The following is an 18,852-nucleotide window of genomic DNA, read 5'->3' on the forward strand; positions in this document are numbered from 1 at the left end:
AGAGTTACTCCCCCTTTAGCTTTTCAATTGCGGCATTCATGCTTGCTTCATCACTGATGGCAAGGGTTGCTGCCTTGCGGTTGACCTTTTTAACAAGCCCTGAAAGAACTTTTCCCGGCCCGATTTCGATGAATGTATCCACACCAAGTGACATCAATTCATTCACCGTTTCTTCCCAGCGGACAGGAGAGTAAATTTGTTTAACCAGGTTCTCTTTAATGACCTGTGCCTCGTCTACAGGCTTTGCAGATACGTTGGCAATGACTGGAATATCAGCATTGCGGATTTCGATCGTATCAAGCACTTCCTTCATTTTTTGAGCGGCGGGTTCCATCAGCGATGAGTGAAAGGGTCCGCTCACCTGCAGCGGAATAGCCTTGGCTCCATTTTCCTTGGCTAAACTTGCAGCATCCGCCACACCCTGTGCCGTTCCCGAAATCACAATCTGGCCAGGACAGTTCAAATTCGCAACTTGTACAGCATGTCCATTATCAAATACTTTTTGCGTAATATCCTCCAAATCAGCCTGTTTCATTCCCAAAATCGCAGACATGGCGCCAACACCGGCCGGGACGGCTTCTTCCATGAACAGCCCCCGCTGTCTGACTGCATATACCGCATCCTCGAAACTCAGGCTTCCCGCTGCTACCAGCGCGGAGTATTCACCCAGACTGTGCCCGGCTGTATAGTCAGCCTTGATCCCGTGCTTTTTAAACACTTCAAGTACAGCTGTACTTGCGGTCAGCAAGGCAGGCTGTGTGTTTTCTGTTCGTTTCAGATCCTCTTCCGGCCCTTCAAAGATTACAGAAGAGAGCGAATAGCCAAGCCTTTTGTCCGCTGATTCAAAAATGGTCCGTGCTTCCTCGTTAGTTTGTGCCAATTCTTGCGCCATTCCAACGCTTTGGGATCCCTGGCCAGGGAATAAAAAAGCAATTTTCCCCATTATTCTTCCCCCTTTTTCTCGTTTTCTACTTCCTTCATTTTTTCGGCGATTATAGAAACAACGTTCTTCTCCACCATGGTTCTGGTTTGCCGAACCGCATTAAAAATCGCGTTCTCATCAGATGATCCATGTGCCTTCACCACAGGAGCGGCCAGTCCAAACAACCCCGCACCGCCATACTCTGAATAATCAAGTTTGCTTTTCAGACCTTTAAGTCTCGGCTTCAAGAGACCCGCTGCAAGTTTGCTGACCGCTGTTGCAGTCAGTTCCTGTTTGAGCATGGTGAACATCATCAAGGCAGTGCCTTCGATCGTTTTGAGTACGACATTACCTGAAAAACCATCGCACACCACCACATCTGCTGCTCCATTCAGCAGGTCTCGCGCCTCCACGTTTCCAATAAAATGAATAGGTGCATCCTTCAAGAGTGAAAAAGCGGCCTTGCTTAACGCATTGCCTTTTTCATCTTCTGTACCCACGTTCAACAATCCAATTCTTGGCTGGCTGATTCCGCGGACCTGCTCGGCATAGGTGCTGCCCATAATGGCGTATTGAAGCAGATGCTCAGGCTTTGCGTCCATATTGGCGCCAACATCCAGGAGCAAAAACCCTTTGCCGTCCATTGTGGGTAAAGTCGGTGACAGTGCCGGCCGGTCAATTCCATCAATACGGCCGACGTTGAAAAGCCCCGAGGCCATAAGCGCCCCGGTATTTCCTGCTGAAATGCAGGCGTCTGCACGGCCCTCCTTTACTTCTTTCGCAGCGAGAACCATGGACGCATTCTTTTTCTTCCGCACGGCACGAACCGGCTCTTCATCGCTCCCTATTTTCTCGTCGGTATGCATAACCTCTACTTTTTCAGAAGATGTCAGATAGGGAGTGATTTTATTTTCATCTCCGATTAAAACAATGGTGAGATCCTCAAAGGCAGATAGAGCCTTTAATGCACCCTTCACTTGAGCTTCAGGAGCATTGTCTCCGCCCATTGCATCGATCGCAATTCTCATGTTGCACTTCCTTCCCTTCCTTCTCCGGTCGAACGGAACATAATGAACTGACCGGAAAAGACCGCTTCCTTTTCTACGTAGCTCGTAACCTCAACGGTAGTGCGGTAGCCTTCTATTCTCGTTACTCTTGCTTTTGCCACAACCCGTTCCCCTTCTTTTACCTGCCGGGTGAAACGGATATTGGCCTTTGAGGTGAGCGCCAGTTCATCATTGATGATCGCTACCGCGAGTGAATTCGCCTGCGCAAAAAGATGGTGCCCCCTCGCTATTTTTGTCCGGGAAAACACATGTTCACTTCTAATATCCAATATGGATATGGCCGCTTCATCCAGCTGAAGATCAATAATTTCACCAATCACTTCTTCCAGCGGAAGCGCCTTGACCGTATCAAGCTGCTGCTGAGCTACATTTTTAATTCGTTCCCTGAGTTCAGGAATGGAGAGTTCGAGCCGGTCCAGCCGGATCGTCTGCACACTGACCCCGAACCTTTCGGCCAGTTCTTCATCCGTTATAAAAGGAGTAGCCTCAATTGTACTTTTCAGCATTGCCTGTCTTTCCTTTTTTGTCCTCTTCATATATACACACCATCCAGATATGCCAGTTAAGCATCAGCACGGCTATCCATTTTTAAGAGCTGGTACTAATAGTAGTATATAATAGCAGCTATACCTTTTCAAGAAGGAGGACGTTGCAGGCTTTAAAGGCGAAACGTCCAGGAAGCTGCATGCCTGTATCCATCAGTCCAGACGTTCGGATGAAAAGGCACCGGTCTGTTTCAAATAATCCCTCAGCGGCGCATAGGTGTCCTCTGAATAAAAAGCATTGGAGTTTACGAGCCTGGACGCATCGTTTCTCGCCACTTCGAGGACACGGTAATCATGAACGATATCCGCAATCTTAAAATCGGGAAGTCCGCTTTGTTTGTTTCCAAAAAAATCGCCCGGCCCGCGAAGTTCGAGGTCCTTTTCCGATAAAACAAACCCGTCGGATGTTTCCGTCATGATTTTCATTCTTTCTTTTCCTTCTTCGGACTTCGGGTCAGCAATCAATATGCAGTAGGATTGATCGCTCCCGCGCCCAACCCTGCCCCTGAGCTGGTGAAGCTGCGAGAGGCCAAAACGCTCCGCATCATAGATCACCATCATGGTCGCATTGGGCACATTTACCCCTACCTCTACCACGGTGGTGGATACAAGCACATGGCAGCGATTTTCCGCAAACTCCCTCATCACTTCTTCTTTTTCTGAAGAGTGAAGCCTTCCGTGCATCAAGCCTACGCTATATTGCTGAAAATACTGCTGCATCTGGGCATGTACATCAATGGCATTTTGAACATCCAGTTTATCCGATTCCTCGATTAATGGACAGATAACATAGGCCTGTCTTCCCTGATCAAGCTCTTTTTGGACAAATCCAAGTACACGGTCAAGCATGTTGTGCTTTGCCCAATATGTTTCAATGGCTTTTCTGCCCGCCGGCATTTCATCAATGACCGATACATCCATATCCCCAAACACAGAAATGGCCAATGTCCGGGGAATCGGGGTAGCTGTCATGAACAAAACATCAGGACTTTGACCCTTTTCCCTCAGAACCCGGCGCTGTTTGACCCCAAACCGGTGCTGTTCATCGGTAATGACCAAACCCAGCCTGGAAAATTCCACTTCATCCTGAATCAGGGCATGGGTGCCGATTAAAACATCAACCTCTCCGGCCGCAAGTCTCGCGAGGATATCCGCTCTTCTTTTGCCTTTTACCGAGCTGGTCAGCAATTCAACAGTCAGGCCATGGAGACCCAGCAGTTCACTTAGAGATTGAAAATGCTGCTCTGCCAATATTTCGGTTGGCACCATAAGTGCCCCCTGGGTCCCAGAAGCTATAGCAGCATAAAGGGCGATCGCTGCTACAACCGTTTTCCCCGAGCCTACATCTCCTTGCAGCAGCCGGTTCATTCTGTGGGGAGAGGACATGTCCTTCAGTATTTCCCGGGTTACCCTGTCTTGAGCTCCTGTCAGCGGAAAGGGCAGAGAGGAGATGAACCTCTGTACATCCTCCTCCTTGAAGTGCAGAGTCTCTCCCGCCGATTGTTCCCGGTTGATTTTTCGGAACATTTGCATCTTCAGCTGAAAAAGCAAAAATTCCTCATACACCATCCGTCTTCTTGCCTGCTTTAAATGTTCAAAGCTTTGCGGAAAATGAAGACTGTAAAGCGCCTTGTTCCGCGGCCACAATTTGTATGTATCCCTCGTGGATGCCGGCAGCACTTCCTCCACCTGATCACCATATTGGCTGAAACCCATTTTAATAAGCCTTCTAACCTGTTTGACACTCATTTCTCCTTTTACCGGATACACTGGATCAATGCTTTCGTCCTGAGGCTGTATGCCAAACTTGATATCATTCACCGTCATCGTCATTTTATGAGCATCCCATTTCCCCGTTAGTGTCACTGTCTGGCCAGGTGTCAGCTGCTTTTTTAAATATGGCTGATTAAAGAAGACCGCCGTGATCAGATAACGGCCAATCAGCACCCGGATGCTCAGTTTTGATTTTTTCCGTGGAAAATAACGGAGAGAAGGTTCGCTGTGAACCTTCCCTTCAATGGTTGCTCTTTCATCATGTTTGACGTCCGCAAGATCTTTAAGCTGGTGATTATCATAACGGAACGGCAAGTACTCAAGCAGGTCCATAACGGAGACGATGCCGAGCTCCTGCAAGACTTCACGCTTGCTCTCCCCGATTCCGCTGATTTCTGTTACATTCAGCTGATTCAGATTCATTTTTTATTAAGGGCTATACCAAAAATCTTTGCTTCAAGCTCCCGGCCTGTTGGTGTAGCCGCCAGTCCTCCTTGTGCCGTTTCTTTTAAGGCCGTAGGCATGGTTTGTCCGATTTTATACATGGCATCAATTACTTCATCGCAGGGAATTTTGCTTTTTATTCCGGCGAGTGCCATATCTGCTGCAACAATCGCATTGCTTGCACCCATCGCATTTCGCTTCACACAAGGAACTTCCACAAGTCCGGCCACCGGATCGCAAACAAGCCCGAGCATGTTCTTTAACGCAATGGCCATGGCTTCAGCCGATTGGGATGGCGTGCCTCCTGCCAGCTCAACCACAGCGGCAGCCGCCATGCCTGTGGCAGAACCAACCTCCGCCTGGCATCCCCCGGCTGCGCCTGAAATGGATGCATTATTTGCAACAACAAACCCAAAGGCGCCTGATGCAAACAAAAAGGCAATCATCTGTTCTCTAGAAGGATTTAATTTTTCCCTTAAGGCAAATAGCACTCCTGGCACGACACCCGCAGAGCCCGCGGTCGGAGTGGCGCAAATGGTTCCCATCGCCGCATTCACTTCATTGGTGGCAATGGCTTTACTTACGGCATCCATCATAAATTCACCCGAAAGGCTTTTGCCGCTTTTCATATAGTTTTGAAGGAGAATGGCATCTCCGCCTGTCAGACCGGAATGTGATTTAACATCCTGCGTGATCCCGCGCTCTACCGCTTCCTCCATAACTTTAAGGTTCCGGTCCATCTGACTGACGATTTCATCTCTGGTCCGGCCTGTAATCTCCATTTCCTGTTCTATCATAATATCCGAGATTTTGCAGTTTTTCGCTTCGGCAAGTTCCACTAGCTCGGCTACATTTCGAAACATACGTTGTTCTTCCTTTCAGGATTACTCGTTTATTTTTACTACTTGCTGAACAATGGGAAGGGCTTCGATTTCTTCAACAAGTACAGGGTCCACATTCTGGTCCACTTCTATAATCATCAGCGCTTCCTGCCCCTTTTCCTTTCGCGATACACGCATATGTCCAATATTGATCTGATGCTTCGCGAGAACATTCGCCACACCGGCAATAGCTCCGTAACGGTCATTATGAACAATAAGAAGGGCAGGGTGTTCGCCGCTCAGCTGCAGATCGAATCCATTCAGTTCTGTAATTTCTATTTTTCCACCGCCGATTGAAATTCCAACCAGCTCAATTTTACCATTTTCATCCCCAAGAACAATCCTGGCGGTATTCGGGTGATCGGTAACCGCATCTTCTTCTGTCATTTTTATCTCAATATTCTGCTCTTTCGCCAATGAAAGCGCATCCACAATCCGAGTGTCAAAAGTATCAAAATCCAGAATGCCTCCCACAATCGCAACATCCGTTCCATGACCGCGGTATGTTTTGGCAAATGAGCCATAAAACGATATATGAGCATACGATGGCTTCCGTCCGAACAAATCGCGTGCAACTCTTCCGATTCGTGCGGCACCGGCTGTATGAGAGCTAGACGGCCCAATCATTACCGGACCAATAATATCAAAAACGCTTTTGTACTTCATCTTTGTCCCTCCGAAAAAAATATTACACATAAAAATATTCCCTTCATTACTGTATCATATCTGAACAATAATGAAGAGAACATCTTACTTACTCAACCGAGATGATATATGGATAAATAGGCTGATTTCCTAGATGCACTTCAACTTCAACAGAGGGGTACGTTTCTTCAATATATTGTACCAGTGATTCTGTTTCTTCCTCACCTGCATCTTCTCCGGTGATCAACGTGAGTATCTCTGAATCATCATTGATCATTTCTTTTACAAGTTCATGAAGAGCTTCTGTTTTTTCAGGCATTGAAGCTACAATCTTTCCGTTCATGATCCCCATAAAATCGCCTTCTGTGATTTCAATTCCATCAATGGTTGTGTCTCTGACAGCATGAGTCAATTGGCCGGATGTCACATGGTTCAGTGCCTCGGTCATTCTGCTCTGGTTTTCTTCCAGGTTCGCTGCCGGATTGAAAGCAAGCAAGGCAGCCATTCCCTGGGGAACGTTTTTCGAGCGGACGATCACTACTTCCTGTTCGGCAACCGTGGCTGCCTGTTCAGCTGCCATTACAATATTGCCGTTATTAGGGAGAACAATAACCTTTTCTGCGTTCACTTCCCCAATGGCCTTGACAATGTCTTCGGTACTGGGGTTCATAGTTTGTCCGCCTTCAATGACAAAGCCCGCTCCAAGCGAAGTAAAGAGCTCCTTAATTCCGCTTCCCATGGCAACCGTTACGATTCCATATTCCTTTTTCTCATTCTTCGCCGCCGGATGGGCAGCCGGTTCATGAATCGCACGGTCCGATTCCAATATAGCTGAATGCTGTTCTCTCATGTTTTCAATTTTAATGTTGATCAGGCTTCCAAAGCGCTGGGCCAATGACAGCATGTCACCAGGCTGTTCAGTATGAATATGAACCTTCACCAGCTCTTCATCCGCAACGACAAGCAAGGAGTCACCGTGCTGATTCAGCTCATTTCGGAATTGATCTTCACTGAAAGATGCTTTTTTTAATTTGTCATCATCAAATTTCACCATGAATTCGGTACAGTATCCGTAATGGATGTCCTCGGTTTTCAAATGCAGCTGTGCTTTATGGTGCTCCGCATTGACCATATCTTTCATGGAAGGGGCCTGAGGTGAAATGTCAGGGAGTTCCTTTCCTTCGAGGGCAGCAAGAAATCCTTCATACACGGTCAGAAGCCCTTGTCCGCCGGAGTCCACCACACCCACTTCCTTTAACACAGGAAGCAAATCAGGTGTGCGATCAAGAGAAACTTTGGCTTCTTCGACAATCTCATACATGACGAGAAGAAGATCATCATTTTTCTTTGCCGACTTTACGGCCCGTTTTGCCGCATCTTTCGCCACAGTCAGTATGGTTCCTTCGATCGGCTTCATTACAGCTTTGTATGCTGTTTCCACTCCGTTCTCAAATGCTTTTGCAAAGTCAACCGAAGTAATCGATGCCTTTCCTTCGATTGATTTTGAAAAACCACGGAAAAGCTGGGATAAAATTACCCCAGAGTTGCCTCTGGCTCCCATAAGCAGGCCGCGCGAAAAAAATTGAGCAACCTTGCTGATATCGGCGCTGGTATTTTGCTGAACTTCTTTTGCCCCGGAAGTGATGGTAAGATTCATATTCGTTCCTGTATCTCCATCCGGAACGGGAAAGACATTGAGTGCATCAATCATTGCTGCATTTTTTGTTAAGTTTGCGGCACCGAGTGCAACCATTGCCGCAAACTTTTTACCGTCTAAAACTGTTAAAGACACAAACTTTCCTCCTAACTAAGGGGTTGTAACCCTGACACCCTGAACAAAGATATTAACGGAATCCACGGACAGACCCAGCATCTGATCAAGTGTATATTTCACTTTGGTCTGAACATTATGGGCTACTTCTGAAATCTTCGTTCCGTAGCTTACAATAATGTACATATCAATATGTACTTCTTCTTCTGCCTGCCGAACCACAATACCACGGGAGAAGTTGTCACGCCCCAAAAGCTCGGTAATTCCATCCTTCAGCTGCTTTCTTGACGCCATGCCAATAATTCCGTAACAATCAATAGCGGCTCCACCGGCAATGGTTGCGATCACTTCCGTAGAAATGTCAATCTGGCCGTATTTGTTCTTCATTTCAATGGACATGATGAATCCCCCTTTTTATCAATCAATTATGGCTAACCCTCATTTTACTATATAACTAAATTTTTTAAAAGGACAACTCCATTTGACAATAGGACCAAAGGTTATGTCAAGCCTTTTTACTTGAAATACACAAATTCATTTGTTGCTTTTCTTAAATGGTCATGCTACTATAGGTTAGTATTTAACATACGACTGATATGATACAGTTTTACTGTTATAAAGGAGGTACACAATATGTCACGCAAATGCTACGTTACTGGAAAAGGCCCTAAAACAGGAAACAAGCGTTCACACGCTTTGAACAAAACCAAAAAGAGCTGGGGAGTTAACGTTCAAAAAGTCCGCATTTTGGTTGACGGCAAGCCGAAACGTGTATATGTTTCTGCACGTGCCCTTAAATCCGGAAAAATCGAACGTGCGTAAATGCTCATAAAACAACGGGTTCCCCGTTGTTTTTTATTTTGCACGAAAAAGGAAAGGCACCCTTTTTGCCAGGGTGCCTTTCCTTTTTAATAGATGTTGTACATAAAATAAGGTGCCGGTCCTCTTTTATCCTTTTCTAAACGAACCTAAAACCGCACGTACAAATCCTCCTAAAAACCTAGGCAGTTTAATGGTGTAAAATTTCATCATACCCCTCCTCCAGGCCCTTAAAAAATAAGACATTCCTTGTAAATATATTCGTCACTTTAAAAATAGTACCATGCGGCCTGACGTATAAAGTAAATTAATCATGGCTCTTTATGAACATTAATATGCCGTCTGAGAAGGAATAAGTACCACTTTTATTTACAAGCTCATTGGATATGCAAAGGGTTGACCCCATGGCCAGATGCTGATTTTTAAGCGGATATTTAAATCCATAGAGCGAGAAGCCCGCCACTGGCCCATTGAAGGGAAGAAAGGAAAGATACGGGTACTCCCGTTCATTTACTGCTTCGTATGTGCCCGGTGCTCTCAGGCTGATTGAATTTTGACAATCAAGAATCTCGATTGGCACCCTGTGTTCAAGGCCCATAAGCAAGAGCTGGATATTGGCCAGTTCATGATCGAGCCGGCCGCCGGTCGCGCCAACCAACAGAATTCTTTCAGGCTGTTCGGCCACCGCCCATTCCAGGGCAAGCTCCAGATCGGTTTTGTCCTTTTCGCTGTCATATTCAAATAATGGCAGTTCATATGAGGACATCCATTCCTTTTCGCTGCTGTTCAGTGAATCAAAGTCCCCAAATGCGTAATGCGGCTTGATGCCTTTTTTCAACAAATGATACACGCCACGATCGACTCCTACCCAGATGGAGTCTTTTACCGGAAAACAAGAAAAGTCCGGATGCTTCTCTTCCGGACCTCCTGCTACAATGATTATTTTCATGCCGCCTGTGTTACTCCTCGGCCGGTGTGATGAAGAAGGCGAGGGGCAGTTTTGGTTAAGAAAAGGAATGCCGCAATGGTGATAAGAGCAACCGGGATCATGTAAGAAACATTATAGATTACGGAATAAACAAAAGGATTCATTCCTTTCGGAGCGTAAGCTGCAAAGAAAATGACACCAGAGATCACATGGGAAGCAAGCCGAAGCACGCTTCCAAACAGTATTCCGGCGACAATAGCTGAAATTCTCCTTTTCGGTGAAGATACAGCATTGACCCTGAAAACGCCCGCGAAACCAGCCAGCATGAAGGCCAGCGGATAATCAAGAATCAAGGAAGCCGGATGAATCCCGGCTGTTCCGTCGATCAGCATTTTGACCATACCCACGATTAGTCCTGTGGCGACTCCCCCGGATACTCCCCTGCGGAATGCCATTAGAAAAATCGGCAGCATTTCAAGAGAAACCGAACCCCCGTAAGCCCAGACTCCTTTAAATTGTACAAAGCTTAAAATGATGGCCAGCGCGGACATCATTGCGATTTCGGTTAAAAACCCAATCCGTTTTGACATATTGTTCTCCCCCTAACATGGTTAAGAAAAGAAAAAAGCAACCGGCATGTGAATGACGGTTGCTTTTTGATAGAAACAACAGCACTCCACATTCCTACGCAAGCATGATCTTGCTTCAGGTTCAAAGGGTCGGGAGTATACTCCCCTCTCAGCCCCTGTATGGGACTCCCCCTGTGGTTACTTTTTTCAGTTCTTTATACCTGTTTATTATACACCACGAATGGCCTGAATTGCACCTTTAATGTCGTTTTTCCCGTAAATGGCAGAGCCTGCAACAAGTACTGTCGCTCCTGCCTTTTCACAAAGGCGGGCGGTCTCCTCATTTACGCCCCCGTCAACCTCAATTTCCACATCAAGGCCGTGTTCATCAATCAGGGTACGGAGTGTCTTGATTTTTGACAGTGATTCGTGGATAAATGTCTGGCCTCCGAACCCCGGATTAACCGACATGATCAAAACGAGATCCACCTCTGACAAAACATGCTTGATCGATTCGACCGGAGTCGCCGGGTTCAGCACAACGCCCGCTTTTTTTCCCTGCTCTTTAATGAGCTGGATGGTACGGTGCAGATGCGGGCACGCTTCCACGTGAACCGTGATGATGTCGGCCCCCGCCTTTGCAAAATCAGGAATATATTGATCCGGATTTTCGATCATCAAATGGACATCAAATGTCAGGTCGGTGTGCGGGCGGATCGCGTTTACCACTAGCGGACCCATTGTAATGTTAGGTACAAAATGGCCGTCCATTACGTCAATGTGGATGTAATCGGCTCCGCTCTCATCAGCTGCCCTGACTTCTTCGCCGAGTTTTGAAAAGTCAGCTGACAGTATGGATGGCGCAACTTTTATCATGATTAGTACCTCCGTTTTTGTTCCTTGATTTCCTGTAAAAATTCCAAGTAGTGATCATAGCGGAAACGGGGAATCTCCCCCTCTTCCACCGCTTCTTTGACCGCACACTTTGGCTCCGAGCTGTGTGTGCAGCCCCTAAATTTGCAGTCAGATACCCTTTCCCTCATTTCGGGAAAGTTGTAGGAAAGCTCTTCGGTTTCAATTTCAACGAAATCCAGTGAACTGAAGCCGGGTGTATCCGCAATCAGTCCTCCACCATATGGAAGGAGCTCAACATGCCTCGTCGTATGCTTTCCTCTTCCCAAATGATCGGAAATGTCATTCGTCTCAAGCAGCAGCTCAGGCATCAGTGCATTCAAAAGAGATGACTTTCCGACTCCTGATTGTCCGGCAAACACACTTGTTTTGCCCTCAAAAATCGGTTTGATATCTTCCATGCCGGCGAGCGACATTGCAGAGGTTGGAAGAACATCGTATCCCAGTTTACGGTAGGCTGTAATATAATTTTCAATTTCCTGCTGGTACTCTTCGCTGTCGATCAAATCCATTTTGGTGATGCAAATAACCGGCTGGATGCCATTATCCTCGATGTGGACAAGAAACCGGTCAAGCAAGGCTGTTGAAAATCCTGGACGTACCGCAGAAAACACTAAAATAGCCTGATCGACATTTGAGATGGGCGGCCGGTTCAATTCATTCTTTCTCTCTTTCACATCAAGAATATAACCATCCGTGGGATTGGTCGATTCAAACACAACCCAGTCCCCCACCACAGGTGTAATTTTTTTCTTGCGGAAGTTCCCCCGCCCTCTGCATTGAAAGACCTCATCATTGAAAAATACGTAATAAAAACCAGCGACTGATTTTATAATTCTGCCTTCAGTCTTATTATTCATTATTCGCTCCTTTGAAATTTCCTTCCTTTGCATCATTATAGTTAAACGTTTTGGCCGCCTGCTCTTTGCCGTTTAAATATACTGTGTAAGACGCATCTTTATCTTGAGAAACTGTGAGCGGCACCATATATTCCTTGGTTTTCGAAATTTTTTCTTCCACAAATACAGCATTATCCTCTTTGGCGTCACTGTAAACAATTCTCACCAGAAATTCCTGGTTCTCATCTTCTTTTGACACTTCTACAGTAATTTTGTTATTAAACGTAATTTCCTGGTCCTGAGGTTCTTCACCACGTTTTGGCTTTTCCGGTTTTGGCTTTTCCGGTTTAACTTCTGGTTTATCATCCGGCTTTTCTTCCGGTTTTTCTGCAGGCGGTTTAGGTTCAGGCTTCTTTCCCTTGGAAAGGACAACGTTTACTGTGGAGCCCTTTTTCACAGTCGTATACGGAGAAGGACTTTGAGAGATGACTTTTCCTTCCTCGACGGTATCGGAATATTCCTCAGAGAAATCAACATTGAGTCCTTCCTGTGAGATGTAATTCTGCACATCGTCTCTGGATGAATTCGCCAGGTTTTCAAGCCGGACATCAGGTGGGCCCGTGCTTACCCGCAGGATGACCTGGATTTCACTGGGATTGACCTTTTCTCCTTTATCAGGGCTTTGGGAAACTACTTCCCCTTCAGGTGTTTCCTCGGATTCCACAGGTATCGTTTCAATATTCTTGGTATTATATCCTTTTTCATTCAGCAAATCTCTTGCTTCTTCTTCTTTCATTCCGGTTAAATCTTCCATGCTTATCTTTTTAAAGCCTTTGGACACATACAGAGTGACCGTGCTCCCCTCTTTTACCATGGATTGGGCTTCCGGATCCTGTTTGATGATTTTTCCTTGTTCAACTTCATCATCATACAGGTCCTTCCGCTCCACATTCAATTTCAGTTGTACAAGGCGGTCATAGCCATCTGCATAGTCTTTATGAACCACATTGGGTACTGACACATCATTCACTTTGAACATTCCCGGCATGACAAAAGCGGCAACCCCTGCAACAGCAAGCAAAAGAATGAGAATAAGCAGAATCACCGGCCACTTTTTCTTCTTTTTCTTTGGAATCGGAGGCCCCTCCGGTTCACTTTTTTTGGTTTCCGCTTCTTTTGTCATGGAAACTGGAGCCATAATCCTGGTTGCATCCGCGGATTCATCAAAATCACTCCACCGGTCCTCATTAAGCCTGTGAGGCGAAAGTGCGGTATCAAGGTCATCCATCATCTCAAGCGCACTGTCATAGCGGTAAACCGGATTTTTGGTCAGGGCTTTAAGGATAATATTCTCCACGCTTTGCGGAATTTCTGGATTAATTTTTCTCGGTTCCGGAACGTCTTCCTGCAAGTGTTTTAATGCGACAGATACCGGCGACTCGCCTGTAAAAGGAACTCGCCCTGTCAGCATTTCAAATAATACGACACCCAGTGAATAAATATCCGATTTTGCGTTTGCCACGCCTCCGCGGGCCTGTTCAGGAGAAAAATAGTGAACGGATCCCAAAACCGAATTTGTATGTGTAATGGTTGCCGATGTGATGGCAAGCGCGATGCCAAAATCGGTAACCTTGGCTACTCCGTTTTCATCAATGAGAATATTATGCGGTTTAATGTCTCTGTGAATGATTCCATGTTGATGGGCAGCAACCATGCCTGAAGCAATCTGCCGGATAATCTGTATGGATTCTTCAACAGACAGCCGCCCTTTATCACGTATATACTGCTTTAGCGTTTTCCCCTTCACATACTCCATGACGATGAAATAGACGTTATTTTCTTCTCCCACATCAAAAATGCTAACAATGTGGGGGTGATCCAGACTTGTTGCAGCCTCTGCCTCTCTTTTGAACCGCTTGATAAACTCATCGTCGTCCGAAAATTCCGATCGAAGGATTTTGACGGCCACATCCCGGTCCAAAATAAGATCTTTCGCCCGGTAAACAATGGCCATTCCGCCATCTCCTATAATTTCGAGCAGTTTATAGCGGCCGCTGATTCGTTTGCCAATCATGCTAATTTACTCCCTTTTGCTGTTCATCGGGAGTGTAGCGTACAAGCCCAACCGTAATATTGTCTTCTCCTCCGGCTCCATTTGCCAGGTTTACGAGGCGTTCCGCTTTTTGATCCAGCGAGAGGCTTTCATCAGTCACGATCGACTCCATCATATCCCGGGATACTTTATTCGATAATCCGTCTGAACATAAAAGGACCAGATCGCCTTCCCCCCATGAAATGGTCTGGATATCCACCTCAATGACGTCATCAGTTCCAAGTGCCCGGAGGATGACGTTTTTTCTCGGATGGTTTTCTGCTTCTATTTCGGATAATTGGCCTGATCGCACAAGCTCATTGACGAGTGTATGATCCTCTGTTTTTTGAATGAGTTTGTCCTCGGAAAAATAATAAACACGGCTGTCGCCTATATGTAAAATCGTTAAATAGGAAGGAGTGCACAGTGCTCCTACAAGAGTCGTACCCATTCCACTGCAATCTGCATGGCTGTTCGCATACTGAAAAAGCTCCAAATTCGTATTGGTTACCGTATTTAAAAGCCATTCCTCAGCGTTTACAGGTGTTGCAATTTCATCATCTGAAAGATTATTCCACGCCTTTTCGAAATGCTGAATCGTTTTCGAACTTGCTACATCTCCAGCCTTATGGCCGCCCATGCCATCGGCAATAAGGGCAAGAAAGTGTTCACCTTTTGTGAACACTCCCCCGCTGTCTTCATTATGCTGACGAACTTTACCTGTATCTGTTTTAAATGCGTACTGCAAAACACGTCACCTCGTCTCTTCCTGACGCTCCTTCGCACGTAACTGCCCGCATGCTGCGTCAATATCATGCCCCTGCTCTCTTCGAAGAGTTGCATTGACACCCCGTTTTTTTAAGGTTTCCAAGAACTTAAAGATTTGGTTCTTTGGAGTTCGGACATAATCACGCTCAGGTACATAGTTAACAGGAATCAGGTTTACATGGCATTTTACATTTTTAATGAGTTTTGCCAGTTCCTCCGCATGTTCCACCTGGTCGTTCACTCCGCCGAACAATCCATATTCAAATGAAATTCTGCGTCCTGTTTTCTTAGTATAATATCGGATGGATTCCATAAGCTCTTCCATCGGATACATTCGGTTAACAGGCATAAGTCTGCTTCTGATTTCCGTATTTGGAGCATGCAGCGAAACGGCAAAATTAATCTGCATGCCTTCATCGGCGAATTTGTAGATATAAGGCACGATTCCGCTCGTTGAAACCGTAATATGGCGGGCACCGATGTTAAGGCCTTTATCATGATTGACGACCTTCAAAAATTTAATAAGGCCATCATAGTTATCGAAAGGTTCCCCAATACCCATAATGACAATCGAGCTTACCCGCTCCTCTGTGGCATCAAGAGCACGCTGCACCTGCAGCACCTGGGCGACAATTTCTCCGGCCAGCAGGTTGCGTTTTAATCCGCCGAGTGTTGATGCACAGAACGTGCAGCCTAACCGGCAGCCTACCTGTGTGGTTACACAGACACTGTTGCCGTATTCATGCCGCATCAGCACGGTTTCGATGGAATAGCCATCCTGCAGCTCAAACAAAAATTTGATCGTGCCATCAGAGGATTCCTGGCGGGCCACTTCTTTCATCGGATGAACATGAAAGGTTTCTTCCAATTTATCACGAAGCCCTTTTGGAAGGTTTGTCATTTCTTCAAAACTTGTTACTCGTTTCTCATACAGCCAATTGTAAATCTGTGCTCCACGGAATTTCGGTTCTTTAATTTCTGAAAGCCAGTTTTCCAGATCACTTAGCTCGAGTGAAAAGATAGACGGCATAATGGCCGGATTTTGTTGTTTTTCACTTAACGGTTTTAACATTGGGTTTCACCACCAGTTGTAGTCTTTTTCTTAAAGCATGCAAGGTAAAAACCATCACTGTTAAAATATTGAGGAAGGATCTGTACTTGGGCTTGTGCAGGCCCAACAAATGGTTTCAAAGGGTCAGGCAATCTTTCACTGAATGTGCTGTCCCATTCAAAATCGGGATGCTTGTCCAGGAAAGCTGCGGCAATCTCATGATTTTCCTCTTTATCGACGGTGCACGTACTGTACAAAAGTGTACCGCCTGGTTTTAACAGTTCTGCTACTTTAGATAATATTTGTTGCTGAATTTCAGCAATTCGATGTATATCTTCTTCTTTCTTGGACCATTTAATATCCGGTTTTTTCCGGATGACACCAAATCCGCTGCACGGTGCATCCACAAGGATTCTGTCAAATGAACAGGGAGCAAATTTTTCTCCCGCTTTACGGCTGTCGAGCGCTTCTGCTGATATGTTGCCCAAGTCAAGGCGGCCCGCTTGCTCTTCGATCAGTTTTACCTTGTGTGGGTGAAGATCCAACGCAGTCACTTCACCAGTATTGTTTAACAGTTCGGCGATATGCGTCGTTTTTCCTCCAGGAGCCGCGCAGGCATCCAGTATTTTTTCATCAGGCTGCGGACCGAGCGCCCGTGCCACAAGCATGGAGCTTTCGTCTTGTATTGTAACATATCCTTCCTTAAATAAAGAAGAATGTGAAAGACCGCCTTTTTTTATTCGGACAGCGTCAGGTGAGAGCTCCCCCTTGCTTCCGTCAATGCCTTCCTTATCAAGGGACTCAAGCACCTGTTCACGGCTGGTTTTCATAACATTGACTCTTCCGGTAACCGGAGACGGCTGTGTATTGGCTTCACACATTTGCTCTGTTTCCTCGATTCCAAACTGTTCAATCCAACGGTGAACAAGCCATTGTGGCATGCTGTACTGAAGGGAAAGTCGTTCCTCATCGTTTTTAATGTCCGAAGGTTCACGGGTCCCCTCCCGCTGTATTCTTCTCAATACACCATTGACCATGCCTGAGATTCCTTTATGTCCCCGTGCTTTTGCAATTTCCACAGCTTCATTGATGATAGCATGATCGGGAATGCGGTCAAGGTACACCATCTGATAAAGAGACATACGCAGAAGGACAAGCACCCATTTATCTAATTTTTGAAGGCCTTTCGCCACAAAAGGCTCCAAAAGATAATCCAGCGTATTTTTCCGCTGAACGGTTCCGTATACCAGTTCAGTTAAAAGGCCAGTATCCTGCTGGCTCAGCTTTGCTTTTTGGATCGACTGATTGAGCAGAAGATTGCTGTAAGCCTGGTTTTGTTCAATCTTTAACAGCACTTCTACTGCTGTATTCCTCACATTTTGTTTCAAGCGTCTTCACCCAGCCTTGTCCCGGCCTGAAGCTTGGCACCCTGTAAAAATCGGGCCGCCTCCATGCGTTTTTTTCCGGCAGGCTGAAGGTCAGTAATGAGAATCCCTGTAGCATTCCCGGTTTTGACAACCAGCCCTTCTTTATTTGTTTCAAGAATCGTACCTGGTTCAGCTTCAGCACCTGTTTTAACTTTTTTTCCCCACCATACCTTCATGGGCTGTCCGTTCAGTCTCGTAAAGGCTACCGGCCAGGGATGCATGCCCCTGATCTGGTTGTATATGGCTTCACCGCTTTTGGACCAGTCAATCTCTTCCTGTTCTCGGGAAATATTATAAGCATACGTAACTTTGGATTCATCCTGCTTGATTGGTGTAAGTTTGCCTCCGAGCAAATCGGGCATTGTTTTGGAAAGCAGTTCGGCTCCCGCAACACTTAATTTTTGGAACATGCTTTCCACATGATCCTCTTCCTCGATGGGAACCTTGACCTTTGTCAGGATATCTCCCGCATCAAGCTTATCCACCATATACATAATGGTTACACCGGTTTCAGCTTTGCCGTCGATGATGCTTTGGTGAATCGGTGCTCCTCCTCGGTACTCAGGCAAAAGGGACGCATGGACATTAATGCATCCGAACTTTGGCGCCTCCAATATTTCAGAAGGAAGAATTTGCCCGTATGCAGCCGTTACAATCAGGTCTGGTTTAAACTTGAGTACTTCTTCATATTCCGCCCTCAGTTTTTTTGGCTGCAGCACAGGAATTCCGTGTTTCATGGCCTCTTCTTTTACCGGTGTAGGCTTTATTTCTTTTTTTCTGCCCTGAGGCTTGTCCGGTTGTGTTACTGCCGCAACAACCTCATAGCCATCTTCTACAAGTCGTCTTAAAACACCGACCGAAAAATCCGGCGTTCCCATAAAAACAATTTTCATTTGTAACTCCTACCTTTCAAACTCTCCAGGCTCATAGTACGAACTTACCTTGGAGGTGAACAAAACGCCGTTCAGGTGGTCAATTTCATGCTGCAATGCGCGTGCAAGAAAGTCTTCCGCCACAATGGTAAATGATCTTCCGTTCCTGTCCTGTGCCCGTACCGTTACTTTTTGAGCCCGTTTTACATCACCAAAAAGACCAGGAAAGCTTAGACACCCTTCCGGTCCATCCTGCTCTCCTTCCCCCTGCTCGACGGTGGGGTTCACCAGCTCAACTTTACCGGTTTCGTCACCTGTATCGACAACGGCAACCCTCAGATTGATCCCGATTTGCGGTGCAGCCAGACCAACACCTTCTGCTTCATACATGGTAGTAAACATATCATCAATCAGCAGTTGAAGTTCATCATCAAATGCTGTGACTGGTTCACAGTTTGTTTCAAGAATCTCATCAGGGTAGCAGACAATCTCCCTAACTCCCATCTTCTTTCTCTCCCGTCTGTACT

20 protein-coding genes and 1 riboswitch are annotated in these 18,852 nt (G+C 46.1%); of the genes, 1 reads left to right on the forward strand and 19 read right to left on the reverse strand.

Annotation, left to right across the window (positions count from 1 at the left end; genetic code table 11):
- Positions 1-4 precede the first annotated feature (4 nt).
- From fabD to QYB97_RS03210, 8 genes are all read right to left on the reverse strand, one after another.
- The gene (fabD, locus tag QYB97_RS03175; RefSeq protein WP_301164489.1) at positions 5-943 is read right to left on the reverse strand and encodes an ACP S-malonyltransferase; all 939 of its coding nucleotides are present in this window, start codon (positions 941-943) and stop codon (positions 5-7) included.
- Positions 943-1,950 (reverse strand): phosphate acyltransferase PlsX, encoded by a 1,008-nt coding sequence (gene plsX / locus QYB97_RS03180; protein WP_301164490.1) that lies wholly within the window; start codon positions 1,948-1,950, stop codon positions 943-945. Before plsX ends, fabD begins: the two co-directional genes overlap by 1 nt.
- The gene (fapR, locus tag QYB97_RS03185; protein ID WP_301164491.1) at positions 1,947-2,525 is read right to left on the reverse strand and encodes a transcription factor FapR; all 579 of its coding nucleotides are present in this window, start codon (positions 2,523-2,525) and stop codon (positions 1,947-1,949) included. Before fapR ends, plsX begins: the two co-directional genes overlap by 4 nt.
- Positions 2,526-2,687: 162 nt before the next feature.
- Positions 2,688-4,730 (reverse strand): ATP-dependent DNA helicase RecG, encoded by a 2,043-nt coding sequence (recG, locus tag QYB97_RS03190; protein WP_301164492.1) that lies wholly within the window; start codon positions 4,728-4,730, stop codon positions 2,688-2,690.
- Complete coding sequence (gene sdaAA, locus QYB97_RS03195) at positions 4,727-5,614, reverse strand: L-serine ammonia-lyase, iron-sulfur-dependent, subunit alpha (RefSeq protein ID WP_301164493.1); 888 nt, start codon at positions 5,612-5,614, stop codon at positions 4,727-4,729. Before sdaAA ends, recG begins: the two co-directional genes overlap by 4 nt.
- Before the next feature lie 21 nt (positions 5,615-5,635).
- Positions 5,636-6,298, reverse strand: coding sequence for an L-serine ammonia-lyase, iron-sulfur-dependent subunit beta (gene sdaAB / locus QYB97_RS03200; RefSeq protein WP_301164494.1), 663 nt, complete (start codon positions 6,296-6,298; stop codon positions 5,636-5,638).
- 88 nt (positions 6,299-6,386) lie between these two features.
- A complete protein-coding gene (locus QYB97_RS03205; RefSeq protein WP_301164495.1) occupies positions 6,387-8,069 on the reverse strand; it encodes a DAK2 domain-containing protein in 1,683 nt (560 codons plus the stop codon).
- 15 nt (positions 8,070-8,084) lie between these two features.
- Complete coding sequence (locus QYB97_RS03210; protein ID WP_301164496.1) at positions 8,085-8,447, reverse strand: Asp23/Gls24 family envelope stress response protein; 363 nt, start codon at positions 8,445-8,447, stop codon at positions 8,085-8,087.
- 234 nt (positions 8,448-8,681) lie between these two features.
- On the opposite strand from QYB97_RS03210, the gene rpmB reads away from it, so the two are divergent.
- On the forward strand, positions 8,682-8,870 hold the full coding sequence (rpmB, locus tag QYB97_RS03215; protein ID WP_090233217.1) for a 50S ribosomal protein L28: 189 nt from the start codon (positions 8,682-8,684) through the stop codon (positions 8,868-8,870).
- A gap of 126 nt (positions 8,871-8,996) precedes the next feature.
- Here rpmB and spoVM read toward each other — a convergent pair whose 3' ends face one another.
- From spoVM to def, 11 genes are all read right to left on the reverse strand, one after another.
- A complete protein-coding gene (spoVM, locus tag QYB97_RS03220; RefSeq protein WP_061969353.1) occupies positions 8,997-9,077 on the reverse strand; it encodes a stage V sporulation protein SpoVM in 81 nt (26 codons plus the stop codon).
- Positions 9,078-9,174: 97 nt separating this feature from the next.
- Positions 9,175-9,816, reverse strand: a complete 642-nt coding sequence (locus QYB97_RS03225; RefSeq protein ID WP_301164497.1) for a thiamine diphosphokinase — start codon at positions 9,814-9,816, stop codon at positions 9,175-9,177.
- Entirely contained in the window at positions 9,813-10,385 is a 573-nt protein-coding gene (gene thiT / locus QYB97_RS03230) for an energy-coupled thiamine transporter ThiT (protein WP_301164498.1), read from the reverse strand. Before thiT ends, QYB97_RS03225 begins: the two co-directional genes overlap by 4 nt.
- Before the next feature lie 74 nt (positions 10,386-10,459).
- Positions 10,460-10,567: riboswitch (TPP riboswitch) on the reverse strand.
- 25 nt (positions 10,568-10,592) lie between these two features.
- The gene (gene rpe, locus QYB97_RS03235) at positions 10,593-11,240 is read right to left on the reverse strand and encodes a ribulose-phosphate 3-epimerase (RefSeq protein ID WP_301164499.1); all 648 of its coding nucleotides are present in this window, start codon (positions 11,238-11,240) and stop codon (positions 10,593-10,595) included.
- A gap of 2 nt (positions 11,241-11,242) precedes the next feature.
- Complete coding sequence (rsgA, locus tag QYB97_RS03240; protein ID WP_301164500.1) at positions 11,243-12,136, reverse strand: ribosome small subunit-dependent GTPase A; 894 nt, start codon at positions 12,134-12,136, stop codon at positions 11,243-11,245.
- Positions 12,129-14,189, reverse strand: a complete 2,061-nt coding sequence (pknB, locus tag QYB97_RS03245; RefSeq protein ID WP_301164501.1) for a Stk1 family PASTA domain-containing Ser/Thr kinase — start codon at positions 14,187-14,189, stop codon at positions 12,129-12,131. The genes rsgA and pknB overlap by 8 nt, the downstream gene beginning before the upstream one ends.
- Position 14,190: 1 nt before the next feature.
- On the reverse strand, positions 14,191-14,955 hold the full coding sequence (locus QYB97_RS03250; protein ID WP_301164502.1) for a Stp1/IreP family PP2C-type Ser/Thr phosphatase: 765 nt from the start codon (positions 14,953-14,955) through the stop codon (positions 14,191-14,193).
- Between the two features lie 6 nt (positions 14,956-14,961).
- A complete protein-coding gene (gene rlmN / locus QYB97_RS03255; RefSeq protein ID WP_301164503.1) occupies positions 14,962-16,047 on the reverse strand; it encodes a dual-specificity RNA methyltransferase RlmN in 1,086 nt (361 codons plus the stop codon).
- On the reverse strand, positions 16,041-17,414 hold the full coding sequence (gene rsmB / locus QYB97_RS03260) for a 16S rRNA (cytosine(967)-C(5))-methyltransferase RsmB (protein WP_301164504.1): 1,374 nt from the start codon (positions 17,412-17,414) through the stop codon (positions 16,041-16,043). Before rsmB ends, rlmN begins: the two co-directional genes overlap by 7 nt.
- Complete coding sequence (fmt, locus tag QYB97_RS03265) at positions 17,411-18,346, reverse strand: methionyl-tRNA formyltransferase (RefSeq protein ID WP_301164505.1); 936 nt, start codon at positions 18,344-18,346, stop codon at positions 17,411-17,413. The genes rsmB and fmt overlap by 4 nt, the downstream gene beginning before the upstream one ends.
- A 9-nt stretch (positions 18,347-18,355) precedes the next feature.
- A complete protein-coding gene (def, locus tag QYB97_RS03270) occupies positions 18,356-18,829 on the reverse strand; it encodes a peptide deformylase (protein ID WP_301164506.1) in 474 nt (157 codons plus the stop codon).
- Positions 18,830-18,852: the final 23 nt, after the last annotated feature.

The sequence above is a fragment of the Fictibacillus fluitans genome (assembly GCF_030418125.1).
Classification (GTDB): domain Bacteria; phylum Bacillota; class Bacilli; order Bacillales; family Fictibacillaceae; genus Fictibacillus_C; species Fictibacillus_C fluitans.